General features: G+C 68.6%; 17 protein-coding genes and 2 pseudogenes. 8 read left to right on the top strand and 11 right to left on the bottom strand.

Going from position 1 to position 23458, the window contains the following annotated elements; all coding sequences use genetic code 11:
- From ACKOB8_RS00160 to lspA, 9 genes and pseudogenes are all read right to left on the bottom strand, one after another.
- A pseudogene (locus tag ACKOB8_RS00160) lies at window positions 1-315 on the bottom strand (AAA family ATPase); the annotation flags it as partial.
- Window positions 278-754, bottom strand: a complete 477-nt coding sequence (locus ACKOB8_RS00155; protein ID WP_526374401.1) for a transposase family protein — start codon at window positions 752-754, stop codon at window positions 278-280. The gene ACKOB8_RS00155 and the pseudogene ACKOB8_RS00160, both read right to left, overlap by 38 nt.
- 53 nt (window positions 755-807) lie before the next feature.
- Window positions 808-1746 (bottom strand): homocysteine S-methyltransferase family protein, encoded by a 939-nt coding sequence (locus ACKOB8_RS00150; RefSeq protein ID WP_526374399.1) that lies wholly within the window; start codon window positions 1744-1746, stop codon window positions 808-810.
- 53 nt (window positions 1747-1799) lie between these two features.
- Entirely contained in the window at window positions 1800-2009 is a 210-nt protein-coding gene (locus ACKOB8_RS00145; protein WP_526374397.1) for a hypothetical protein, read from the bottom strand.
- A gap of 1 nt (window position 2010) precedes the next feature.
- Window positions 2011-5547, bottom strand: a complete 3537-nt coding sequence (gene dnaE / locus ACKOB8_RS00140) for a DNA polymerase III subunit alpha (protein WP_526374395.1) — start codon at window positions 5545-5547, stop codon at window positions 2011-2013.
- Window positions 5548-5609: 62 nt separating this feature from the next.
- The gene (locus ACKOB8_RS00135; RefSeq protein ID WP_526374393.1) at window positions 5610-6194 is read right to left on the bottom strand and encodes a SecDF P1 head subdomain-containing protein; all 585 of its coding nucleotides are present in this window, start codon (window positions 6192-6194) and stop codon (window positions 5610-5612) included.
- Window positions 6191-7105 carry an EamA family transporter RarD gene (gene rarD / locus ACKOB8_RS00130; RefSeq protein ID WP_526374391.1) on the bottom strand — a complete coding sequence of 305 codons (915 nt, stop codon included), beginning with the start codon at window positions 7103-7105 and terminating at the stop codon, window positions 6191-6193. The genes ACKOB8_RS00135 and rarD overlap by 4 nt, the downstream gene beginning before the upstream one ends.
- Window positions 7102-8028, bottom strand: a complete 927-nt coding sequence (locus ACKOB8_RS00125; RefSeq protein ID WP_526374389.1) for an RluA family pseudouridine synthase — start codon at window positions 8026-8028, stop codon at window positions 7102-7104. Before ACKOB8_RS00125 ends, rarD begins: the two co-directional genes overlap by 4 nt.
- Window positions 8028-8549 carry a signal peptidase II gene (lspA, locus tag ACKOB8_RS00120; protein ID WP_526374411.1) on the bottom strand — a complete coding sequence of 174 codons (522 nt, stop codon included), beginning with the start codon at window positions 8547-8549 and terminating at the stop codon, window positions 8028-8030. Before lspA ends, ACKOB8_RS00125 begins: the two co-directional genes overlap by 1 nt.
- A gap of 108 nt (window positions 8550-8657) precedes the next feature.
- Here lspA and ACKOB8_RS00115 point away from each other — a divergent pair, with 108 nt between their 5' ends.
- Window positions 8658-9596, top strand: a complete 939-nt coding sequence (locus ACKOB8_RS00115) for an asparaginase (protein ID WP_526374387.1) — start codon at window positions 8658-8660, stop codon at window positions 9594-9596.
- Here ACKOB8_RS00115 and ACKOB8_RS00110 read toward each other — a convergent pair.
- Window positions 9561-10940 carry a DNA polymerase IV gene (locus ACKOB8_RS00110; RefSeq protein ID WP_526374385.1) on the bottom strand — a complete coding sequence of 460 codons (1380 nt, stop codon included), beginning with the start codon at window positions 10938-10940 and terminating at the stop codon, window positions 9561-9563. The genes ACKOB8_RS00115 and ACKOB8_RS00110 overlap by 36 nt on opposite strands.
- Before the next feature lie 224 nt (window positions 10941-11164).
- Between ACKOB8_RS00110 and ACKOB8_RS00105 the strand changes: the two genes are divergently transcribed.
- The 4 genes and pseudogenes from ACKOB8_RS00105 (at window position 11165) to ACKOB8_RS00090 (ending at window position 16906) form a co-directional block, all read left to right on the top strand.
- Complete coding sequence (locus tag ACKOB8_RS00105) at window positions 11165-11674, top strand: class I SAM-dependent methyltransferase (protein WP_526374383.1); 510 nt, start codon at window positions 11165-11167, stop codon at window positions 11672-11674.
- A gap of 175 nt (window positions 11675-11849) precedes the next feature.
- Window positions 11850-12707 (top strand): phthiotriol/phenolphthiotriol dimycocerosates methyltransferase, encoded by an 858-nt coding sequence (locus ACKOB8_RS00100; protein ID WP_526374381.1) that lies wholly within the window; start codon window positions 11850-11852, stop codon window positions 12705-12707.
- A 295-nt stretch (window positions 12708-13002) separates the two neighbouring features.
- Window positions 13003-16038 (top strand): MMPL/RND family transporter, encoded by a 3036-nt coding sequence (locus ACKOB8_RS00095; protein WP_526374409.1) that lies wholly within the window; start codon window positions 13003-13005, stop codon window positions 16036-16038.
- 134 nt (window positions 16039-16172) lie between these two features.
- Window positions 16173-16906 (top strand): annotated as a pseudogene (locus ACKOB8_RS00090) (phthiotriol/phenolphthiotriol dimycocerosates methyltransferase).
- Here the strand turns inward: ACKOB8_RS00090 and ileS are convergent.
- A complete protein-coding gene (ileS, locus tag ACKOB8_RS00085; RefSeq protein WP_526374379.1) occupies window positions 16890-20186 on the bottom strand; it encodes an isoleucine--tRNA ligase in 3297 nt (1098 codons plus the stop codon). The pseudogene ACKOB8_RS00090 and the gene ileS overlap by 17 nt on opposite strands.
- Before the next feature lie 192 nt (window positions 20187-20378).
- Here ileS and ACKOB8_RS00080 point away from each other — a divergent pair, with 192 nt between their 5' ends.
- From ACKOB8_RS00080 to ACKOB8_RS00070, 3 genes are all read left to right on the top strand, one after another.
- Window positions 20379-20837 (top strand): hypothetical protein, encoded by a 459-nt coding sequence (locus tag ACKOB8_RS00080; RefSeq protein WP_526374377.1) that lies wholly within the window; start codon window positions 20379-20381, stop codon window positions 20835-20837.
- Between the two features lie 52 nt (window positions 20838-20889).
- Window positions 20890-21111, top strand: a complete 222-nt coding sequence (locus ACKOB8_RS00075) for a hypothetical protein (protein ID WP_526374375.1) — start codon at window positions 20890-20892, stop codon at window positions 21109-21111.
- A 130-nt stretch (window positions 21112-21241) separates the two neighbouring features.
- Window positions 21242-23452, top strand: coding sequence for an acyl-CoA dehydrogenase family protein (locus ACKOB8_RS00070; RefSeq protein WP_526374373.1), 2211 nt, complete (start codon window positions 21242-21244; stop codon window positions 23450-23452).
- Window positions 23453-23458 lie beyond the last annotated feature (6 nt).

Here is a 23458-nt window from a genome sequence, read left to right as displayed (position 1 = left end):
CTCCATGGTCGGCTTCTGGTGGGTGATGACGATCAGCTGCGACTGGACCCGCAGTTGCTCGAACAGTGCGAGCAGCCGGCGCAGGTTGATGTCGTCGAGGGCCGCCTCGACCTCGTCCATGACGTAGAACGGCGAGGGGCGGGCGCGGAAAATCGCCACCAGCATCGCCACCGCGGTCAGGGACTTCTCGCCCCCGGAGAGCAGCGAGAGCCGCTTGATCTTCTTGCCCGGCGGTCGCGCCTCGACCTCCACACCGGTGGTCAGCAGATCATCGGGGTCACTGAGCACCAGCCGGCCCTCGCCGCCCGGGAACGCGGAATCCATCCCGCCTATGTCGAGACCAGCGTGGTCTGCGGCTGTGGTAGCTGATGCGCAGCAGCCTGGCCGCGGCCGCCACATCGCACGCGGCGAGCACGTCGATGGCCAGCCGCTCGAATAGCGTGGTGAACCGCGAGTGCGGCTCGGCCCACGGCAGGCGGACCTGGATCACCCCGTGCTCAGGACACTTCACCCGTGGCGGGCTGGCATGCAGAAACGTCAGGAACGCGCACGAGTCCAGATGCCGCCACACCCGTTCCTCGGAATGGTCATAGACCGCCAGCTCGTGTTCGCAGTCCGGGCAGGCGAACCGGGTCCGGGCCGGATGGACAACCCACACGTCCACTCGCCCGTCGGTTGCTGACAGCTCGACCCGCCCCACCTTCCACGGAGTCTCCAGTCCCAGCAGATGCCGGTACAACTCGGTGTCGCGCATACGGCAAATCCTGCCGCCGACTGCCCAGGAAGGAGGATGAGCGCCTGTCGTGTTCAGCGCGGTGTGACGTTGCGAGCGATCTCCTCCAGGTGGGTGTCCCAGGTGCCGCAGCATCCGCCCCAGATGTCGATGTGCGGGTACTGCTGCGCGAGTGCGCCCATGCGCTGTCCGAGGTCCACTGGGTCGCCGGACTCAAGATGCCCGAGGGTGCACAGCGAGATCTTGTCCATCATCGCGGCGTTCGGACGCAGGCACCGGACCCGCTCGAACCAGTCGCCTGGCTCGATCGCCGGGATGAACTCGAGCGGGTGTGAGCAGTTGATCCCGTAGAACGCCGGCCGGTCCTCTCCACATTCGGCGTCGACGGCGTCGATCGCCTCTTTCAGCGTCGGCCCGGAGTGCAGGCGGTGGTTGCTGTCCAGGGTGAACAGGACCGATGCCGGTAACCCGACTCGGGCCGCCGCACGGGCCACGCCGACCGCCTCGGGGACGTTGTTGAAGGTCATGGCCTCGACGAGGTCCACCTCGGCTGTGGCCAGGGTTGCGATCTGGGTCGAGTGGTACTCCTCGGCCTGGTCCGGGGCCATGGGCTGGTCGAGGGAGTACGCGTCGCCACGTGGTCCGACAATGCCAACGAACATCACCGCCGCCAGCTGTTCGACGTACGGCCGGGCGACCTCGCGCAGGAAGTCGATGGCGCGCAGCTGCATCTCCTTCAATGCCGTCGGCGAGTAGCCGAGTCGTCCCGCCCAGTCCGGACTCGCCCGGTAGTCGAACCCGCCCATCAACGCGCCGAACCCATGGGCGCAGGCGGTCTCCAGATAGCGCTGGTACATCCCCCGCAGCTCTGCGACCGCACGGGGGTCGTCGAGCAGCGGGAACAGGGCGAACTCGGGTAGTTCGAACCCGAACTTGTACATGATCTCGGTCTCCTGACCTCCCTCGGTCAGGTACCGCAGACCTTCCTGCTGCTGTGGGAACGAACCAGCCATCTCACACCCCCATGGTCAGCCGCGAGTCTCGCCGAAGATTCTCACCGATGCCACTAGTTCTGGCAATGCTGACCCACACAAAACCCGGAAGCGCCGAAAAGACAGACCGAGTACCCCAGCGGAGAGGCATGCCAGGAACCGCAGCGTGGGGCGTCCGCCGGGTTGCGGTACACCAGATCCGAGGCAAACCCCAGATCAGTGCGCACCAGGTGCTCCCAGAACCAGTCGGTGATCCCGGCGGCCCGGTCCGCCTCGGGGGTCATGTCAACCCCCGAGGCAGCCCGGCCCGAGCAGGGCCTTCAGATCCCCCATCAACGCCGAGGACGGGGTCACCCGAAGTGACTGGTCCAGTTCCAGCGTGGTGATGCGGTCGCCGCTGACCAGTCGCAGGTGCACCTGCGCGGTTCCCGGATGACGCGCCAGCACCTGCTTGAGGGCGGCGACCTTGTCCAGCGTGCACTGGCGGGTGGGCAGACTCAGGGCGATCGGGCGGTTCGCCCGGTCATTGGAGAAGTCCGGAACAATCAGGTCATTGGCGATCAGGACGATCCGGTCCTCCTGGACGCGAACCCTGGCGCCGACGAGCACCACGGCATCGTCGGTGATGTCCGCGGCGTGCGCGGAATAGGCCTGCGGAAAGAACATCACCTCGATACCGCCGGTCAGGTCTTCCAATTGCACTGAGGCCCAGGGCATTCCGCTCTTATTGACCCGACGGTTGACTGAGGCGAGAATTCCGCCGACCCGAACCTGCGTGTCGTTGGCGACCGCGCCCTCAAGAATGGTGGGGATGGCGGTGTCGACATGTCCGGCAAGCAGGTGGGCGACGCCGTCGAGCGGATGGCCCGAAACGTAGAGACCCAGCATCTCCCGCTCGAGGGCCAGCCGGTGCTTGTCCTCCCACTCGTCGTCAGCCACCTTGATGGTGAACACACCCCCGGCGTCGGCGCCGGAGTCGCCGAACAGGTCGAACTGGCCCATGGCCTCGGCCTTCTTGGTGCCCAGCACCGACTCCACGGCGTCGGAATGCACCAGGAACAGGCCCTTGCGCGGATGCTTCAGCGAGTCGAAGGCACCCGCCTTGATCAACGACTCAGTGGCCTTCTTGGTGCAGGCGCCGACCTCGATCTTGCTGAGGTAGTCGGAGAAGTCGGTGAACTTGCCCTTGGCGGTGCGGGTGGCGATCAGCGAGCCGACCACATTGGCGCCGACGTTGCGCACCGCGCCCAGCCCGAACCGGATGTCGGCGCCCACCGAGGCGAAATTGAGCTCCGATTCATTGACGTCCGGCGGCAGCACGGTAATGCCCAGCTTGCGGCAGTCGGCGAGGTACACCGCGGCCTTGTCCTTGTCGTCACCCACCGAGGTGAGCAGGCCGGCCATGTACTCGGCCGGGTAGTTGGCCTTGAGGTACGCGGTCCAGTAGGACACCAGCCCGTAACCCGCGGCGTGGGACTTGTTGAAGGCGTAGTCGGCGAACGGCAGGATGGTGTCCCAGAGCACCTTGATGGCGCCCGGGGAGAACCCCTTGGCGCGCATCCCCTCGGCGAAGCCCTCGTACTCCTTGTCCAGCACCTCGCGCTTCTTCTTGCCCATCGCCTTGCGCAGGATGTCGGCTCGGGCCAGCGAGTAGCCCGCCACCCGCTGCGCGATCCGCATGATCTGTTCCTGGTAGACGATCAGGCCGTAGGTCTCGGCCAGGATGTCCTCCAACGGCTCAGCCAGTTCCGGGTGGATCGGCGTGATCGCCTGGCGGCCGTTCTTGCGATCGGCGTAGTCGTTGTGCGCGTTGACCCCCATCGGGCCGGGGCGGTAGAGGGCCAGCACCGCGACGATGTCGGCGAACCCGGTGGGTTGCATGCGCCGCAACAGGTCGCGCATCGGACCGCCGTCGAGCTGGAAAACCCCGAGGGTGTCCCCGCGCGAGAGCAACTCGTAGGTGGGGGCATCATCGAGCGACAGGGCCTCCAGCTCGACGTCGATGCCGCGGTTGGCGGTGATGTTCTCCAGCGCGTCGTTGATGATCGTCAGGTTGCGCAGGCCCAGAAAGTCCATCTTCAGCAGCCCGATCGCCTCGCACGACGGGTAGTCCCAGCCGGTGATGACCGCGCCGTCCTGGGGGCGGCGCCACAGCGGGATCGTCTCGATCAGCGGTTCCGAGCTCATGATCACCGCGCAGGCGTGCACGCTGGCGTTGCGGACGAGGCCCTCCAGGCCGCGCGCGGTCTCGTAGATGGTGCGAACGTCCGCGTCGGTGTCGATCAGCCCGCGGACCTCGGCCGCCTCCTTGTACCGCTCGTGGCCCGGATCGGTGATCCCGGCCAGCGGGATGTCCTTGGCCATGACCGCCGGCGGCAGCGCCTTGGTGATCCGGTCGGCGATGGCGAACCCGGGCTGGCCGTAATGCACCCGGGCGGCGTCTTTCAAAGCGGCTTTGGTTTTGATGGTGCCGAACGTGATCACCTGGGCGACCCGGTCGCTGCCGTATCTCTCGGCGGCGTAGCGGACCATCTCGCCGCGCCTGCGGTCGTCGAAGTCGATGTCGATGTCGGGCATCGACGCGCGTTCGGGGTTGAGGAACCGCTCGAAGAGCAGCCCGTGCTCGATGGGGTCGATGTCGGTGATCCCCAGCGCATAGGCCACCAGTGACCCCGCCGCCGAGCCGCGGCCGGGGCCGACCCTGATGGTCACCGAACGGGCGTGGTTGACCAGGTCGGCCACGATCAGGAAGTAGGACGGAAAGCCCTTGTCGCAGATCACCTCGATCTCGTAGCCGGCCCGGCTGACGTACTCGTCGGGCGTCCCGCCCGGAAACCGCCGGGACAGCCCGGCATCCACCTCGTGACGCAGCCAGCTGGCCTGGGTGTGGCCCTCGGGCACCGGAAACACCGGCATCCGGTCGCGTGGCGTCCACACATCGTCATAGGACTGCACCCGCTCGGCGATCAGCAGGGTGGAGTCGCAGGCCTGGGGTACCTCCGCATCCCACAGCGCGCGCATCTCGGCGGCCGACTTCAGGTAGTAGCCGTCGCCGTCGAATTTGAACCGGTTCGGGTCGGACAGGGTCTTACCGGTCTGCACGCACAGCAGCGCCTCGTGGCTGTGCGCGGCGTCGCGGGTGACGTAGTGGCAGTCGTTGGTGGCCAGCGGCGCGATACCCAGCTTGCGGCCGACCTCCAGCAGTCCGTCGCGTACCCGGCGCTCGATGGAAAGCCCGTGATCCATCAGCTCCAAGAAGTAGTTGTCCGCACCGAAGATCTCCCGCCAGCGCGCCGCAGACGCCAGCGCCTCGTCGACCTGGCCCAGCCGCAGCCGGGTCTGCACCTCCCCGGACGGGCATCCGGTGGTGGCGATGACTCCCGCTGCGTGTTCGGCGATGATCTCCGCGTCCATCCGCGACCACTTGCCCAGCTGGCCCTCGAAGGAGGCCAGCGAGGTCAGCTTGAACAGGTTGCGCAAGCCGGTGGCGTTCTCGGCGACCATCGTCAGATGCGTGTAGGACCCACCGCCGGAGACGTCGTCGGCGCGCTGCCCGGGGTCGCCCCACAGGATCCGGCGGGTGTCGAAACGAGAACCGGGGGCCACGTAGGCCTCCACCCCGATGATGGGCTTGATTCCCCTGGCGGTCGCCTCGGTGTAGAACTCGCTGGCGCCGAACATGTTCCCGTGGTCGGTCATGCCGACGGCCGGCATCTCCAGCCGCTGGGCCTCGGCGAGCAGGGGTGTGATCTTGGCGGCGCCGTCGAGCATCGAGTACTCGGTGTGGTTGTGCAGGTGCACGAACTCGGCGCTGTTCCCCATGGCGCCCGTCAGTCTAGGTGGGGCGGTCGACGTGTTCGGCGTGTCGGCGGGCCGTGTCCCGGTCAGGTCGCGTCGCGCAGCGCGTCGGCGATCTTGGTGGCCTGCTCGGCGGTCAGGTCGTCTCCGGAGAGCTGGATCACCTGGCCGTCGATCGGGCCGGCGATCTTGGGCGCCCAGACCACCGACCCGGCGCGCACCAGCGCGACCTGCTTGCCGACGCGGGCGCCGGTGAACTCGGCGAACTGCTGTGCGGACTCAGGCGTCATCGACATCTGGACCAGTTCGACGCCGGTCAGGGGGTTGCGGAACGAGTCGACGTTGGTCAGCTGCAGCCGCATGCCTTCCGGCTCCAATTCGTAGACCGCGGTCTTGGTCAGATCACAGATCCGGGTCGGCTTGTCCGGTGGGGTGGGCGCCGGAGCCGGGCACTGCTCGGGGGTGGTGACGAAGCCGCTGATCACGGTGCGTACCGGCAGCGGCTTGATGGTCAGCGCGGGTGGGGCGGTGGTGGTCGTCGGGGTGACCGGCGCGGTCGCTTTCTGGAAGTTCACCAACCCCAGCCCGGGCACGACCAGCCCGATGATGGCGAGCACCGCCAGCAACGCGATCAACGCGTTTCGCCGGCTCTTGCTCTTCGGCTCGGTCATGATGCCAGCAACGTACCCTCTGCCCCCCGGCGGGCGCGAGACAGGGCGTCGGTGCTGAACACCGCCAGAGCCGTCCAGATCAGCGCGAAGCCCACCCAGCGCGTGGCTGACATGGGCTCATGGCCGACGAGGACGCCCCAGGCCATCAGCATCGACGGCGTCAGGTACTGCATCACCCCGAGGGTGACCAGCGGCAGCCGCCGGGCCGCTGCGGCGAACATCAGCAGCGGCACGGCGGTCACCGGCCCGCACAGCAGCAGCAGCGCGATCTGGCCGGGCCCGTAGCCGATGAAGTGGGCGTGCCCGCCGTGGTGCAGGCCGACCAGGTACACCGCCGCGACCGGCGCGGCGAAGGCGGCCTCGACGCCGACGCTGACCTGGGGATCGACGGGCACCACCTTCTTGACCGCGCCGTACAGCGCGAAGCTGACGGCCAGGCCCAACGCGATCAGCGGCGGACCGGAGACCCCGGCGGAGAGCAGCACGATCGCCCCGAGGGCGATCAGCAACGCCACCGACTGTGCCCGATTGAGGCGCTCGCCGAAAATGAAGACCCCGAGCAGCACACTCACCAGCGGGTTGATGAAGTACCCGAACGCGGCGTCGACCGCGTGGTCGGCATTGACGGCGTAGACATAGATCAACCAGTTGGCCGAGATCAGCGCCGAGGCACAGGCCAGCAGCAGCCACGTGCGCGGGCGGATCGCCCTGAGTCCGCCCAGCCGGCCGAAGGCCACCAGCACGGCCAGCAGGAACACGAAGGTCCACACGATCCGATGCGCGGTGATCTCCACCGCCCCGGCCGGGTCCAGGGAGGTGAAAAACGGGGGGAAAAGGCCCCACAGCCCGTAGGCGCCGAACGCGAAGGCCAACCCCGCGGCGTCGACGCCGCGCCGCGAGTCGGTGCTCACGTCTCGGCCTGCAGCACATCGAGGGCGTGCTGCAGATCAGCCGGATAGGGACTGGTGAACTCGACGCGTCGGCCGTCGGCGGGGTGGGCGAAAGCCAGCGAGCGGGCGTGCAGCCACTGCCGCTGCAGACCCAGCCGCTGGGTCAGAACCGGGTCGGCGCCGTAGGTGAGATCGCCCACGCACGGGTGGTGCAGGGCGGCGAAGTGCACCCGGATCTGATGGGTACGTCCGGTTTCCAGGTGCACGTCGAGCAGGCTGGCCGCCCGGAACATCTCCAGGGTGTCGTAGTGGGTGATGCTGTGGCGGCCCCGCTCGGTCACCGCGAATTTCCAGTCGTGGCCGCGGTGCCGGCCGATCGGCGCCTCGATCGTTCCGCTGGGGGGATCGGGGTGTCCCTGCACCACGGCGTGATAGCGCTTGTCGACGGTGCGCTGCTTGAAGGCCCGTTTGAGGCTGGTGTAGGCCCGCTCGGAGAGCGCGACCACCATCACCCCGGAGGTGCCGGCGTCGAGGCGGTGCACGATGCCCTGCCGTTCGTGAATGCCGGAGGTGCTGATCCGGTAGCCGGCCGCGGCCAGTCCGCCGAGCACGGTGGGCCCGTGCCAGCCCACGGTCGCATGCGCGGCGACTCCCGGCGGTTTGTCGATGGCCACGATGTCCTCGTCGGCGTAGAGCACGGTCATACCCTCGACCGCGACCGGCTCATTGCGCGGCGGCGCGGGCTCCTCGGGCAGCCGTACGGTCAGCAGCGCACCGGCGGGAAGGCGGTCGGACTTGCCGGCCCGGACGCCGTCGATCTCGATCCCGCCGGTCTCGGCCACCGTGGCGGCTGCGGTGCGCGACAGTCCCAGCAGTCGGGCCACCCCGGCGTCCACCCGCATGCCCGCAAGGCCCTCCGGCACCGCCACCGACCGTTCGCGCATCAGGCCGGATCGGTCCCGCCGGCGGGCGCGGCGCCCGGCTTGTGGCGCGAGACGGAGTCGAAGTCGTAGCCCAACAGCGACAGCGCCACCAGCAGGGCGGCGCCACCGACGACGGCCGAGTCGGCGACGTTGAACACCGGCCACCAGCCGATCGAGAGAAAGTCCACCACGTGCCCGCGCAGCGGCCCGGGGGCACGGAAGAACCGGTCCACCAGATTGCCCAGCGCCCCGCCGAGAATCAGGCCCAACCCCAGCGCCCACCACGGCGACACCAGCCGGCGGCCCATCCAGACGATGCCGGTGACCACACCCAGGGCGATCAGGGTCAGCACCCAGGTGTAGCCGGTGGCCATCGAGAAAGCCGCCCCGGAGTTGCGGACCAGCGTCCAGGTGACCGCGTCGCCGATGATCGAGACCGGCTGACCGGGCGTCAGCAGTTCCACCGCCGCCACCTTGGTGACCAGGTCGAAGACCCCGACGACACCCGCGACCGTCAGCAGCAGCCGAAGCCGCCGCGGCATCGGGGCGACGATCCGACCGCCGGGGGCGCCTGCCGTTCCAGCCGCCGCGGTGGTGTCGTCGGTCACGCGCCCATCATCCCCCAGCTCGGCTGCTGCATGATGGCGGGCATGCCACGGCTGGTCGTGATCACCACCGGCGGGACCATCGCGACCAGCGCCGGCCCCGAGGGGGTGCTGCGCCCCACCCGGACCGGCGCCCAGCTGGTGTCCGGCCTGGACGTCGGCGCCGAGGTCGTCGATCTGATGTCGCTGGACAGCTCCCGACTGGCACCCGCCGACTGGGTGCGCATCGGTGACGCCGTCGCCGGCGCGGTCGCCGGCGGAGCCGACGGGGTGGTGGTCACCCACGGCACCGATTCGATGGAGGAGACGGCGCTGTGGCTGGATCTGACCTACCCGGGACCGGCCCCGGTGGTGCTGACCGGAGCCGCGCGGCCCGCCGACGCGCCTGACGCCGACGGGCCGGCCAACCTGCGTGACGCGCTGATCGTCGCCGCCGATCCGGCGGCGCGCGAACTCGGCGTACTGCTGAGCTTCGCCGGCACGGTGTGGGCGCCGCTGGGCACCACCAAGCTGGGTCTGCCGCTCGGCGGGCCCGGGCTGTTCGGCGGGACCCCGCCGCTGGCCCGGGTGGCCGACGGGTCGTTCGCCGTGACGGCGGCCAGGCAGCGGCCCTACCTGGGTCGGGTCACCATGACACCCCGGGTGGACATCGCCGCTGCCTACCCGGGCTCCGACGGGACCGCGATCGATGCGTTCACCGCGGCCGGCGCCCGCGGTGTCGTGGTCGAGGCGATGGGCGCCGGGAACGCCGGGACCGCGGTGGTCGACGCGGTCGCGCGAGCCTGCGCCCACGGGGTCGCGGTGGCGATCGCCACCCGCGTGCCCGGCGGTGGCACCCGGGCCGTCTACGGCCCGGGTCACGATCTGGTGTCGGCCGGGGCGGTGCTGGTTCCGCGACTGCGGGCCAGCCAGGCGCGGGTACTGGTGATGGCCGCCCTGGGCGCGGGACTACCCGTCGCCGATGTCGTCGCCCGCTGGGGTTGACGGTTCGACCTCCCCGGGATCCGTCCAGTCCAGGCTCGCGACCGGATCGGCGGCGGTCAGGTCGGCGGTGTCACGCGCGAAGGTCCGCATCGGGCCCGGACCGCTGGAGCGCGTCTCGAACCGGACGCTGACCACCCCGTGGCCGGCCCCCTGCACCCACCCGTGACCGAGCTCGGGGTGGGCGACGTCGTCACCGACCCGCCAGCGCGCCGCCGGCGCCGCAGACTCGGCGGCCGGTTCGGCCGACTCGGTGTAGCCCAGGTCGACCTCGAGCTGGTCGAGTTCGGGGAACAGCGACTCCTGCCGCACGTCGCTCAACCCCGAGAAGCCGACGCCGAGCAGCCGGATCGGACCGACCTCGCGGGGATCGAGCAGCAGCCGGCCCACCGTGGCCGCCAGCGTGCCGGCCTCGGCGGTGGCGTAGGGCAACGTCGCCGAGCGGGTCAGCGTGGACATGTCGGTGCGCTTGATCTTGACCGTGACCGTGCGGGCCCCCCGTCCGTCACGGGCCAGCCGGCGGTGGGCATGCTCGGTGATCGGTGCCGCGGCCGCACGCACCTGCTCGAGGGTGGTCAGGTCGGCGACGAAGGTGGACTCGGCACTGATCTGCTTGGCCTCGGCCCGCTCACGCACCGGCCGGTCGTCGATACCGCGGGCCAGCCGGTGCAGCGCGGGCCCGACAGCGCCACCGAGGATGTCGGCGACCTCGGCATCGGACAGCGCGGCCAGCTGCCCGACCGTCTCCACACCGATCCGGTGCAGTTTCTCCTCGGCGACCGGGCCGATGCCCCACAGCCGGCGCACCGGCAACCCGGCCAGCAGTGCAGCCTCCTCATCGCGCCGGATCACCCGCATGCCGTCGGGTTTGGCCAGTCCCGACGCGATCTTGGCGATCTGCTTGCCCGAGCCGGCACCGACCGAGGCGATCAGCCCGGTGTGGGCCCGCACCCGCTCACGCAGCCGCGCGCAGAACCGCTCGACCTGGCCCGCCGTGGCCCCGACCAGGTCGGCGGGCTCGGCGAACGCCTCGTCGAAGGAGAGTTGCTCGAGCACCGGCACCACGTCCCGCGCGGCCCGCAGAACCCGCCGGCTGGCCACCTCGTAGACCGCGCCGCGCGGCGGCAGCACGACCGCCGCCGGACCGATGAGCCTGCGTGCCTGGTTGATCGGCATCGCCGAGCGTGCCCCGAAGCGGCGCGCCTCGTAGCTGGCGCCGGCCACCACCCCGCGCCCGCCCAGGCCGCCGACCAGCACCGGCCGCCCGCGCAGCGTGGGCCGGCTGAGCTGTTCGACGGAGGCGAAAAACGCGTCCATGTCGAAGTGCAGCACCCACCGATCGGACACGGCTGACAGGCTATTCGCCACGACGGCCGTGATCTGCAGGATTGCGCCCGCTCCGCTCCGCAGTCTGGGATGCTTTCGTAGTCGGAGACGCTTTCACAGTCACATCAAAAAAGGGGGATGGGGCCATTTTTGACAACACCCTCACCACACTGCGGGATCTGTCTGTCACTCTCCGGCCGTGGTCTAACGAATCGATTGCGATCAGAAACCGACGACAAGCCGCGATGCTCAGTGACTTCATTCAGACCGGAGACTCTGTTCTCGATGTCGGGTGCGGCACAGCCGTACTCACCGAGTGCCTGGCAGAAATGTTCGGCGCTCAGGTCACAGGCGTGGACGTGATCGATATCCGGGTGCCTCGGATTTCCTTTCAGCTCTTCGACGGTGTCTCGATACCATTTCCCGACAACAGCTTCGACCACGTCGTGCTCAGCTACACACTCCATCATTGCCACAAACCGCAATCGCTCATTGAGGAGTGCCGCCGAGTCGCACGGAGATCGATACTGGTCTTCGAGGACCTTCCCACAGGCCCGTTCGGCAGGTTGCTAGTGGCTTTGCATGTGGAGGCGTTTCGGATTCAGTTTCGCCTCAAGGAGAGGGGCGGCGACTACAGATCGGCACTGGAGTGGCTCAGCGGACGCACCAAGACCCTCACGCAGACGCCAGTACCGTATGAGTGGTTCGACCGGCTCTACGTCCCACGGAGACTGCTGGCCTACTCGCTGCCCTAACCCGGGTTCAGGCGCAGAGAGCGACCACGAAGTGCGCTCTGACTGATTCCCGGGCGGTGATCCAGACGCCGCCTAGCTACCCGGCGTACGCGAAATACCTGTCACTTCTGGCATGTATCCTGCACCGATCGGGTACGGCCGGCAGACTGTTAGCCACGGCTGCAATGATTGCGGCATGTCCACACTCGAACGCATCGGAAATCACCGGTTCGTCATCGGCCCCGCGGGGACGCTGGCGTTCCTCGTGTTCAATCCCCGGGTAGGCAACTTCCTCGGAAAGTACGGCTACGCACTGCAGACCCGTCTGCTCTCCGATGACAGCGAGATGCCCTTCATCGACTGGGGATACGAGGAAGACCCGCCGATGGGCATTGCGCTCTCTGCCGAGGACGAACCCAACCGGTACTGCATCCAGCTCTACCACAGCACCGCCAGCCAGTACGACATCGGCGGCAAGAAGGTTCTCGAGGTCAGTTGCGGGCACGGCGGCGGTGCGTCCTATCTGGTGCGGACCATGCGCCCCGGGTCCTACACCGGGCTGGACCTCAACGGGCCGGGCATCGAGATGTGTCGCCGGCGACACCCGCTGCCGGGTCTGGACTTCGTCTGCGGTGATGCCCAGCAGATGCCCCTGGCGGATGCCTCCTACGACGTCGTGATCAGCGTCGAGGCCGGGCACCTCTACCCCGACTTCCGGTCCTTCCTGCGCGAAGTCGAACGCGTGCTGCGACCCGGGGGGCATTTCCTCTACGCCGACGAGCGCGCCCGCCGCGACGTCCCGGAGTGGGACGCCGCACTCGCGCAGTTCCCGCTGCGCCTGATCTCCAGCCGGGTCATCAACGACGACGTGGTTCGCGGCATGGACGGCAGTTCGGTGCCCATCGCCGCGCTGATCGACGAGAAGGTGCCCAAACTTTTCCGCGGTGCGGCGCGCGAGTTCGCCTGCCTGCCCGGTTCGCGGATGTACCGCTCGATGCAGAGCGGCGAAACCGCCTACCGGATGTACCACTTTGTCAAAGAAGGCAACACCTAAACCGGCAACGGCTCCCGGCAAACGATCGATCCGAGCAGATCAGGGCGGATCGCCGCATTCAGCGAACAGCGAAGACGCAGCCCGCGCCCGATAGAATCGGGGGGTGGCATGGCCAAAGATCAGCATTCGCGGGGGTCGGCACCGCCGTGAACGGATAGCCGCGCGTCGCGAGCAGCAGCGCGAAGCGGGCGGCGGCCATGAGCACAGCAGCTCGTTTCAGACGCTGGGCAGGTTCACCGTCCGCTGGCCCTGGCTGGTCATCGTCGCGTGGATCGCCACCGCCGTCTTCCTGCCGATGGCCTTCCCCAGCCTCAGCGAGATGGTGCAGCGCCGCCCGGTGGCGATTTTGCCCGCCGACGCCCCGAGCACGGTCACCGCGCGGGAGATGACCGCGGCTTTCCAGGAGTCCGGCTCGGAGAACGTGATGCTGGTGGTCCTGACCGACGACAACGGTCTGGGGCCGGCCGACGAGGACACCTATCGCAAACTGGTCGGCGCGCTGCGCGCGGACACCGGCAACGTCGTGATGATTCAGGATTTCATCACCACCCCGCCGCTGCGGGAGGTCCTCAGCAGCAAGGACAACAAGGCCTGGATCGTGCCGATCGGCGTGGCCGGCGACATCGGCTCCCAGCAGTCCTACGCCGCGTTCACCCAGATCGCCGAGACCGTGCGCAACGAGGTCGCCGGGTCGAGCCTGACAGCGAACCTCACCGGGCCGGCCGCCACCGTCGCCGACATGGTCGTCAGCGGCCAGAAGGACCAGATCCGCATCGAGATCGCGACCGTGATTCTGGTGCTCGGGATCCTGCTGGTGATCTACCGCAATCCACTGACCATGCTGCTGCCGCTGATGACCATCGGCATCTCGCTGCTGACCGCCCAGGGTGTCATCGCGGGCATGGCCGATTTCGGGTTGAGCATCTCCAGCCAGACCATCGTGTTCCTGACCGCGATGATGGTGGGGGCCGGCACGGACTACGCGGTCTTTCTCATCGGCCGCTACCACGACTACCTGCGCAAGGGCGACGGATCAGATGTCGCCGTCATCAAGGCGATGGCGTCGATCGGGAAGGTGATCGCCGCTTCTGCGGCCACCGTCGCCGTCACCTTCCTCGGGATGGTCTTCACCCGCCTGCCGGTGTTCGCCACCGTCGGCGTCCCCCTGGCGGTCGCCATCGGCATCGCGTTTGTGGCCGCGGTCACCTTCCTGCCGGCGCTGCTGACGCTCGCCGGCCGGCGGTCGTGGGTCAAGCCCCGCCGCGACCTGACCTCCCGGCTCTGGCGCCGATCGGGAATCCGGATCGTACGGCGGCCGAAGACCAATCTGATCGCCAGCCTGGTGGTGCTCGTCGCACTGGCCAGTTGCGCGGGCTTCGTCCGCTACAACTACGACGACCGCAAGGCGCTGCCCCAGGACGCCGACAGCTCGATCGGTTACGTGGCACTCGACCGGCACTTCCCGCTCAACCAGACGATCCCGCAGTATCTGTTCATCGAGTCGCCCCGCGACCTGCGAACCCCCGAGGCGCTGGCGTCCCTCGAACAGATGGCGCAGCGGATCAGCCAGATCCCCGGTGTGGCGATCGTGCGCGGCATCACCCGGCCCACCGGCGAGTCGCTCGAACAGGCCCGCCTGAGCTATCAGGCCGGCGAGGTCGGCATCCGGATGGACGACGCCGCCGATCAGATTCAGTCCCGTGACGCCGAACTCAATCAACTCGACCAGGGCGCCGGCCAGCTCGCCGACGCCCTGGGCATGGTGCGCGGACAGGTCGGTCAGGCCGTGGCGACCGTGCAGGGCCTGCTGTCGGCACTCTCGGCGATGCAGAGCCAATTCGGCGGGAACAAGACCTTCAACGAGATCGGCAACGCCGCCGAGCTGCTCCGCGGGATGCATACCCTCGGCGACGCGATCGGGACCAACCTGGCCAACCTCGACAACCTGGTCAACTGGGCCGGACCGGTGGTCAACGCCCTGGACGGCAACCCGGTCTGCGACGCGGACCCAGCGTGCGTGGACGCCCGCAACAACCTGCGCCAGGTGCTCAACGCGCGCGACGCCGGAACGTTCACCACCATCGCCGACCTCGGCCGCCAACTGCAGGCCGCGAGCTCGTCGCAGACCCTCGACGCGACGGCGACCGGACTTCAGAGCGCGGTCGACACGGTCAACGCGGCGATCCGGGCCGCGGGCCTGAACAACCCCAACGGAATCCAGGCCCAGCTGGGAGCACTGCAGAACGGCGCCAACCAGCTCGCCGATGCCAGCAGACAGATCGCCGACGGCGTCTCCCTGCTGGTGGATTCCACCAAACAGATCGGCTCGGGACTGCGCGAGGCATCGGACTTCCTGCTGGCGGTGAAGAACGATGCCGCCCGGGAGCCGATGGCGGGCTTCTACATCCCGCCGCAGATCCTCGCCGGGGACGAGTTCAAGAAGGCCGCCGCGGCGTTCATCTCACCGGACGGCAAAGCCGTGCGTTACCTGGTGCAGAACGACATCAGCCCGTTCAGCACCGAGGCGATGGATCTGGTCAACAAGATCACCCTGACCGCGCAGGAGGCGATGCCCAACACCGTGCTGGCCGGCTCCACGGTCTCGATGGCCGGATACCCGGTGATGCTCCGGGACATCCGCGACTACTACAACCACGACATCCAGCTGATCATCTGGCTGACCATCGCGGTCGTCTTCCTGATCCTGGTCGTGCTGCTGCGCGCGATCATCGCACCGCTGTATCTGATCGCGTCGGTGATCATCTCCTACCTGTCCGCATTGGGCATCGGAGTGGTGATGTTCCAATTCATTCTCGGTCAGGAATTGCATTGGAGCATTCCGGGATTGACCTTCATCATCCTGGTCGCGGTCGGGGCGGACTACAACCTGCTGCTGATCTCCCGGATCAGGGACGAGTCTCCGCACGGCATTCGCGGCGGGGTCATCAAGACCGTCGGCTCCACCGGAGGGGTGATCACCGCGGCAGGGTTGATCTTCGCCGCATCGATGTTCGGCCTGCTGTTCGCGAGCATCAGCACGCTGGTCCAGGCCGGATTCGTCGTCGGTGTCGGCATCCTGTTGGACACCTTCCTCGTCCGCACGGTGACGGTGCCCGCGATCGCGACACTCCTCGGCCAGGCCAACTGGTGGCCCTCCAAGCCCAAGCGGGAGAAGCCCGTGCCGAAGTCGGCTCCGCCACCTGATGGCCTCACCACAGCCGACACCGAAGCGCCAGACGCAGACGGTGGCGCCGAAAACGAGTCCGTCCACGGTGAGAACTCGCCGGAGGCGCCCTCCGACGACCTGGTGCCCGCTCAGATCACCCGGTGAGCAGCTCGTCGGACCTAGCTCAAGGTCGAGTTTCCACCGCGTAGAGGGCCTAGGCTGGCGCCGTGAACATCGTGCAGCGGATCGGCCATATCCCGGCCTTCGCCAGGTTTTACGCCAAGTACGGCTACCCGGCGATGACCCGTCTGATGCGCTCGGGTGACGAAGTCCTCTACCTCGGCCCGGGCTACGAGGAGGACCCGGCGATGGCGATCACCCTCGATGCCGCCGACGAACCAGACCGCCACCACCCCTGTATCACCGCCTCGCCACTGAGGCCGATCTCGGCGGCAAGAAGGTTCTTGAAGTCAGTTGCGGCCACGGCGGTGGCGCCTCCTACCTGACGCGTACCTTCGCTCCGGCCTCCTACACGGGCCTCGACCTCAACCCCGCCGGTATCGCCTTCTGCGAGAAGCGCCACCATCTGCCGGGTCTGGAATTCGTCCGGGGCGATGCCGAGAACCTTCCCTTCCCCGACGAGTCCTTCGACGTGGTCATCAACGTCGAGGCATCCCACTCCTACCCGCACTTCCCGGTCTTCCTCAACGAGGTCGCCCGGGTGCTCCGGCCCCAGGGGCGCTTGCTCTACACCGACACCCGCATTCGCGAGTACGTTCCGCCCTGGGAGTCCGACCTGGAGAGCTGCGCGCTGCAGACGCTGTCGCGGCGGGTGGTCAACCCGGAGATCCTGCTGGGCTACGAGCGGAATTCCCAGCGCAGGAAGGACCAGATCGACCACTATCTCCGGTTCATCCCCCAGTCGCTGCGCTCCTACGCCGGGGACTTCTCCGGGGTCGAGGGCGGCGGGAACTACCGGGCACTGCAGACCGGCGAACTGTCCTACCAGGTGTGGATCATGGCGAAGCGCTAGGACCCGCGCCGCCCGGCGCGACCCGAACGATCGCCACCCGCACCCCGTCACCGATCTCGACCCCGTCAACAGGCTCCGCGAAATCAAGATCAACGGCGAGTATCTCCCCGGCGATCAGCTCGCGGTGGGTTCGCGCCCAGCCCGCCCGCTGTTCGGGCACCGCCATGGTCACCCGTATGCGGTCGCTGACGTCCAGTCCGGACGACCGCCGCAGATCCTGCAGCTCGCGGATGCGGTCCTTGGCCCAGCCCTCGGCCTCCAGTTCCGCAGTCACGGTCGCGTCGAGCACCACCAGGCCCGACCCGTCGGGCAGCGCAGCGGTGTAGTCCGGATCGGCGGCGACCAGTCGCGAGGTGTACTCCCCCGGCTGCAGCACCACCTCGCCGGCGGTGAGCGTGCCGTCGGGATTGAGCACCCCCCGGCCGGCCTTGACCGCCTGGATCGCCCGCTGGACCGCCCCGCCCAGCCGCGGACCGGCTTCGCGCCCGTTGACCGTCAGGTCGAAGCGGCCGTAGGCGGCGATGTCGCCGGTGAGTTCGACGGACTTGACGTTCATCTCCTCGGCGATGAGATCGGTGAAGGGCTCGAGGAGCCCGGGTCGCTCCACCGCGACGGTGAGTTTCGGCAGCGGCAGGCGCACCCGCAACCTCTTGGCCTTGCGCAGCGACGACGCCACCGAGCAGACCTCGCGCACCCCGTCCATCGCCAGGACCAGTTCCGGGTCGGTCGGGATACCGTCGGCCCCCGGCCAGTCGGTCAGGTGTACCGAGCGGCCCCGGGTCAGTCCCCGCCACATCACCTCGGTCGCCATCGGCAGCAGTGGTGCCGCCAGCCGGGTCGTCACCTCCAGCACCGTGTGCAGCGTGTCGATCGCATCGGGATCCTCGTTCCAGAACCGCGACCGCGACCGGCGGATGTACCAGTTGGTCAGCGCCTCGGTGAACTGGCGCAGTTGCTCGCAGGAGCCCGAGATGTCACAGCCGTCCATGGCCGCCGTCAGGCCGTCGCGCAGCACCGCCAGTTTGGCCAGGATGTAGCGGTCCAGCACGTGCGTGGAGTCCGTCCGCCAATTCCCGACCTTGGGTGCGTACAGCGCCAGGAAGCTGTAGGCGTTCCACAACGGCAGCAGCACCTGGCGAACGCCGTCGCGGATACCCTGCTCGGTGACGATCAGGTTGCCGCCCCGCAGGATCGGCGACGCCATCAGAAACCAGCGCATCGCATCAGAGCCGTCGCGGTCGAAAACTTCGTTCACATCGGGGTAGTTGCGCAGCGACTTACTCATCTTCTGTCCGTCGTTACCCAGCACAATGCCGTGCGCCACACAGGTTTTGAACGCCGGACGGTCGAACAGCGCAGTGGCCAGCACGTGCAGGGTGTAGAACCAGCCCCGGGTCTGCCCGATGTACTCCACGATGAAGTCGCCCGGGAAATGCGCCTCGCCCGGCCCGCCCAGGAACCAGTCGGCGTTTTCGAACGGGAAGTGCACCTGTCCGTAGGGCATCGACCCGGAGTCGAACCACACGTCGAAGACATCCTCGATGCGGCGCATCGTCGACCTGCCGCTCGGGTCGTCGGGATTGGGCCGGGTGAGTTCGTCGATGTAGGGCCGGTGCAGGTTGTCGGGCCGCACCCCGAAGTCGCGCTTGAGTTCCTCGAGGCTGCCGTAGACGTCGATGCGGGGATGGGCCGGGTCGTCGGACACCCACACCGGAATCGGGGTGCCCCAGTAGCGGTTGCGCGAGATCGACCAGTCCCGCGCGCCGGACAGCCACTTACCGAACTGCCCGTCCTTGACGTGCTCGGGATACCAGGTGATCTGCTGGTTGAGTTCGACCATGCGGTCGCGGAACGCGGTGACCTTGACGAACCACGACGACACCGCGCGGTAGATCAGCGGGCTGCGGCAGCGCCAGCAGTGCGGATAGGGATGGTCGTAGGTCTCGTGGCGGACAAGCACCGCAGCGTTCGCCGCCGCGGGACCCGAGCCGTTCTTCAGGTCGCGGATGATCTGGGCATTGGCGTCGAACACGTGGACGCCCTGATAGTCGGGCACGCTGGCGTCGAAGCGGCCCTTCGGGTCCACCGGGGTGGCCGGCGTGATGCCGACGGTGTCGGTGGTGGCTTTGTCCTCCTCGCCGTAGGCCGGGGCCATGTGCACGATGCCGGTGCCCTCGTCGGTGGAGACGAAGTCGCCGCGCAGCACCTGGAAGGCGTGCAGCGCGTGCGGCGAATCGGTGAAGAAGGCGAACGGCGGTGAGTAGCGCAGACCCAGAAGTTGCGCGCCGGAGCGCGACGCGACGACCACGGGTTGCTCCCCCAGTTCCCGCGCGTAGGCGGCCAACCGGTCCGCCGCCAGAACGTAACGCCGGCCCTGCGCCTCGACCACCGCGTACTGCACCTCCGGGTTGACCGCGACCGCCTGGTTGGCGGGCAGGGTCCACGGGGTCGTGGTCCAGATCAGCAGGTAGGCGCCGTCGAGTTCGGAGGCCGGTTCGCTGATCCGGAATCCGACCGTGACGGCGGGGTCCTGGCGGCTCTGATAGACGTCGTCGTCCATCCGCAGCTCGTGGCTCGACAGCGGGGTTTCGTCGTTCCAGCAGTAGGGCAGCACCCGCACGCCCTCATAGGCCAGGCCCGCGTCCCACAGCTGCTTGAACGCCCACAGCACGGACTCCATGAACGACAGGTCGAGGGTTTTGTAGTCGTGGTCGAAATCCACCCAGCGGGCCTGCCGGGTGTCGTAGGCGCGCCACTCGTTGGTGTAGCGCAGCACCGAGTCGCGGCAGGCGGCGTTGAACTTCTCGATGCCCATCTCCTCGATCTGGGCCTTGTCGGTGATGCCGAGCTGGCGCTGGACCTCGAGTTCGGCGGGCAGGCCGTGGGTGTCCCAGCCGAACCTGCGCTCCACCCGGTACCCGCGCATCGTGCGATAGCGCGGGACGATGTCCTTGACGTAGCCGGTCAGCAGGTGGCCGTAGTGCGGCAACCCGTTGGCGAAGGGCGGCCCGTCGTAGAAGACGTATTCCGGAGCGCCGTCGCGGTGCGCGACGCTGGCGCGGAAGGTGTCGTCGGCAGCCCAGTAATCCAGAACCTCGCGCTCGAGGGCCGGGAAGTCCGGCGAACCGCCGGACGGTCGGGGGTAACCCCCGGTTGTGTCGGGATCGCTCACGCCAGCGGTCTCCTGTGCCACGTAACAGGCACGGGGACGACGACGCGCGGTGCGCGAGCGCCGCGGTACCACCCCGCTTACGCCCGCGTGCCCGCGCGCGTCGCTCATCGACGGGCTGTGACGGGCCCTCCCGTCCGGTTCTACTGGGTCCCGCTGCTCAGGACCGTTCTTCCGGAAGCTCCCCGGTGATGGCCGGATCACAGCAACTGCCGATTGTAGCGACGCCGGTCATCGATACCGGGCGCGCCTGCCCGGAAGGTGTTAGGTTCTCCCCGGTCACGTATTGACGAGAGGACCCCTATGGCCATTCGTTGGATTCCAGCCGTCGCTGCCGCGGGAATTGCCGCCGCGGGGATTGCCGGCGGCATCGCCTGGGCGGGCGGGCCGGGCGGCACCGTCGACGACACCCCGCCTGATCTCTACGAGGCCATCGGCACGGGCACCTTCGAGAACCTCCAGGACGGTCCGGGCGGCAACAGCTTCGAGGTCGGCTTCCGGGCGACCGGTGCCACCGCCGACGAGGCCTCCGGATCGGTGATCGCGGCCTGCCAGGCCGCCGGCGGAGTCGACTGCACCAGCGACGAGGTCACCAACGACAACCTGTGCATCGTGTCCGTCGGCGACGACGCCACCGACGTGGTGGCGGGCGGGGCGGGACCCACCGTCGAGGCCGCCCGCCAGGACGCCATCGCACGCGCGGCGGCCATCGGCACGCCGATGAGCCCCGCCGCCGGGGTCATCATCTCGGCCTGCCCGTAACCCCCGAATCACCATCGCGAATACCGCGACAGACCAAGCCGGAAGGTGTCACATGAGAGATCGAATCACTCCAGCACTGCTGGTAGCCGGCCTGCTGGCTGCGGCGGTCGCGGTGGCTCCGGCCGCTGACGCCCGCCCGACCTGCCAGAGTGCGGGTGTGAAGACCATCTGCCAGACCAACGGCAGCGTGTCGATCAAGGCCCGGCCGGGGACGACCGCGCCCCCCGCCAACCTGCCGGTGTTCCCCTGGCTGGGCATGCCCGGGGCTCGCTGACCGGACCGCAGAGCCCGCAGCCGCCCCGCGGCGCGGGGTACCCGGATCCGACGGCGAGGGCGGGGTACCCTCGATCCCAACCCACCGGTTAATCGGTAACCGGGGTCGGCCGTTGTCTGGGAGGGCGACCATGTCGATCGCGATCACGCCGGAACACCACGACCTGGCCAAATCGGTGCAAGCGCTCGTCGAGCGGTTCGCACCCCCGGAGGTCCTGCACGAGGCGCTCGAGGCGCCGGTCGAGAACCCGCCCCCGTACTGGCGGGCTGCCGCCGAGCAGGGGCTGCACGGCCTGCATCTGACCGAGTCAGTCGGCGGCCAGGGCTTCGGGCTGCTCGAACTCGCGGTGGCGATCGCGCAATTCGGCTACGGGGCGGTTCCGGGGCCCTACGTGCCGTCGACCATCGCCGCCGCCCTCATCGCCGCCGGCGCCGCGGACTCCGGGCTGCTGGCCGGCCTGGCCTCCGGCGAGACGATCGCGGCCTTCGCCCTGGAGTCCGGGCTCACCGCCACCCACCGTGACGGAACGCTGCTCATCAGCGGTGAAGCGCGGTCGGTGCCCGCCGCTGCCCAGGCGTCGGTGCTGGTGCTGCCGGTCGACGTCGACGGTGCCGCGCAGTGGGTCGCACTGGACGCCGCCGCCCTGGAGATCCAACCGGTGCACTCGGTGGATCCGCTGCGCCCAGTGGCCCACGTGCGCGCCAACGCGGTCGAGATTGCGGCCGACCGGGTGCTGTCGGATCTTTCACCGCAGGCCGCGCGGGCGATCATCACCACGCTGCTGTCCGCCGAGGCGGTCGGAGTCGCGCGGTGGGCCACCGACACCGCGGCCGCCTACGCGAAGATTCGCGAACAGTTCGGCCGCCCGATCGGGCAGTTCCAGGCGGTCAAACACAAGTGCGCGCAGATGATCGCAACGACCGAACGCGCCACCGCCGCGGTCTGGGACGCCGCCCGGTCGCTGGACGAGGCCTCCGAATCCGGCTGGGACGCTTCGGAAAACGGTACCGGGACGGCCTTCGAATTCGCTGCGGCTGTCGCGGCTACCCTCGCACCCGCCGCGGCACAGCACTGCACTCAGGACTGCATCCAGGTGCACGGCGGAATCGGGTACACCTGGGAACACGACACCAATGTGTACTACCGGCGCGCGCTGGGACTGGTCGCATCGTTCGGCTCGGCCGTGCACTATCCGCAGAAGGTGTTCGACACCGCGACGAAGACCGGGATGCGGACCCTCGACATCGACTTGGATCCGGAGACCGAAAAGCTGCGCGCGGAGGTCCGCGCCGACGTGGCGGCACTCAAGGCAATCCCCCGCGAGGAACGCACCACCGCCATCGCCGAGGGCGGCTGGGTGCTGCCCTACCTGCCCAGGCCGTGGGGCCGTGCGGCGGGCCCCGCCGAGCAGATCATCATCGCCCAGGAGTTCAGCACCGGCCGGGTCAAACGGCCGAACATGGGCATCGCCGCCTGGCTGATCCCCTCGATCGTCGCCTACGGCACCGAGGAGCAGAAACAACGCTTCCTGCCGCCGACCTTCCGCGGCGAGATGAACTGGTGCCAGCTGTTCTCCGAACCCGGCGCCGGGTCCGACCTGGCCGGGTTGAGCACCAAGGCGACCAAGGTGGACGGCGGATGGCGGATCACCGGCCAGAAGATCTGGACCACCGCCGCGCAGTTCGCCCAGTGGGGCGCACTGCTGGCGAGAACCGACCCCAGCGCTCCGAAACACAACGGCATCAGCTACTTCCTGCTCGATATGAAAGCCGACGGCGTCGAGGTCCGGCCGCTGCGCGAGTTGACCGGCAACGCCCTGTTCAACACGGTGTTCATCGACGACGTGTTCGTGCCCGACGAACTGGTTCTCGGCGAGGTCGATCAGGGCTGGGAGGTCAGCCGCAACACGCTGACCGCCGAGCGGGTCTCGATCGGCAGCAGTGAGCCCTGGTTCCTGCCGAACCTGGACCGCTTCCTCGAGTTCGTCACCGGCCGCGACTTCGATCAGGTCGGCCACCACCGCGCCGGCGAGCTGATCGCCGAGGGCCACGCCGTCAAGGTGATGAACATGCGCTCGACCCTGCTCACGCTGGCCGGTGGCGACGCGATGCCCTCGGCGGCGATCTCCAAGCTGTTGTCGATGCGCACCGGGCAGGGCTACGCCGGGTTCGCGGTGTCCTCCTTCGGCGTCGACGGCGCGATCGGCGACGCGAGCACGCTCGAGGGCCGCTGGGCGGACTTCCTGCTGGCCAGCAGGGCCACCACGATCTACGGCGGCACCTCGGAGGTGCAGCTCAACATCATCGCCGAGCGCCTGCTGGGGCTGCCGCGAGATCCGTGACCGGAT

Source organism: Mycobacterium sp., assembly GCF_046091765.1.
In the GTDB taxonomy this organism is placed as follows: domain Bacteria; phylum Actinomycetota; class Actinomycetes; order Mycobacteriales; family Mycobacteriaceae; genus Mycobacterium.
This window is presented reverse-complemented; position numbering and strand designations above follow the sequence as displayed.

What these genes read in the sequence shown, in the direction of transcription:
- ACKOB8_RS00155 (WP_526374401.1), bottom strand. Translation starts at nt 754, where the DNA reads ATGCGCGACACCGAGTTGTACCGGCATCTGCTGGGACTGGAGACTCCG.
- ACKOB8_RS00150 (WP_526374399.1), bottom strand. Translation starts at nt 1,746, where the DNA reads ATGGCTGGTTCGTTCCCACAGCAGCAGGAAGGTCTGCGGTACCTGACC.
- ACKOB8_RS00145 (WP_526374397.1), bottom strand. Translation starts at nt 2,009, where the DNA reads ATGACCCCCGAGGCGGACCGGGCCGCCGGGATCACCGACTGGTTCTGG.
- dnaE (WP_526374395.1), bottom strand. Translation starts at nt 5,547, where the DNA reads ATGGGGAACAGCGCCGAGTTCGTGCACCTGCACAACCACACCGAGTAC.
- ACKOB8_RS00135 (WP_526374393.1), bottom strand. Translation starts at nt 6,194, where the DNA reads ATGACCGAGCCGAAGAGCAAGAGCCGGCGAAACGCGTTGATCGCGTTG.
- ACKOB8_RS00125 (WP_526374389.1), bottom strand. Translation starts at nt 8,028, where the DNA reads ATGCGCGAACGGTCGGTGGCGGTGCCGGAGGGCCTTGCGGGCATGCGG.
- lspA (WP_526374411.1), bottom strand. Translation starts at nt 8,549, where the DNA reads ATGCCGCGGCGGCTTCGGCTGCTGCTGACGGTCGCGGGTGTCGTCGGG.
- ACKOB8_RS00115 (WP_526374387.1), top strand. Translation starts at nt 8,658, where the DNA reads ATGCCACGGCTGGTCGTGATCACCACCGGCGGGACCATCGCGACCAGC.
- ACKOB8_RS00105 (WP_526374383.1), top strand. Translation starts at nt 11,165, where the DNA reads ATGCTCAGTGACTTCATTCAGACCGGAGACTCTGTTCTCGATGTCGGG.
- ACKOB8_RS00100 (WP_526374381.1), top strand. Translation starts at nt 11,850, where the DNA reads ATGTCCACACTCGAACGCATCGGAAATCACCGGTTCGTCATCGGCCCC.
- ACKOB8_RS00095 (WP_526374409.1), top strand. Translation starts at nt 13,003, where the DNA reads ATGGCCTTCCCCAGCCTCAGCGAGATGGTGCAGCGCCGCCCGGTGGCG.
- ileS (WP_526374379.1), bottom strand. Translation starts at nt 20,186, where the DNA reads ATGAGCGACGCGCGCGGGCACGCGGGCGTAAGCGGGGTGGTACCGCGG.
- ACKOB8_RS00080 (WP_526374377.1), top strand. Translation starts at nt 20,379, where the DNA reads ATGGCCATTCGTTGGATTCCAGCCGTCGCTGCCGCGGGAATTGCCGCC.
- ACKOB8_RS00075 (WP_526374375.1), top strand. Translation starts at nt 20,890, where the DNA reads ATGAGAGATCGAATCACTCCAGCACTGCTGGTAGCCGGCCTGCTGGCT.
- ACKOB8_RS00070 (WP_526374373.1), top strand. Translation starts at nt 21,242, where the DNA reads ATGTCGATCGCGATCACGCCGGAACACCACGACCTGGCCAAATCGGTG.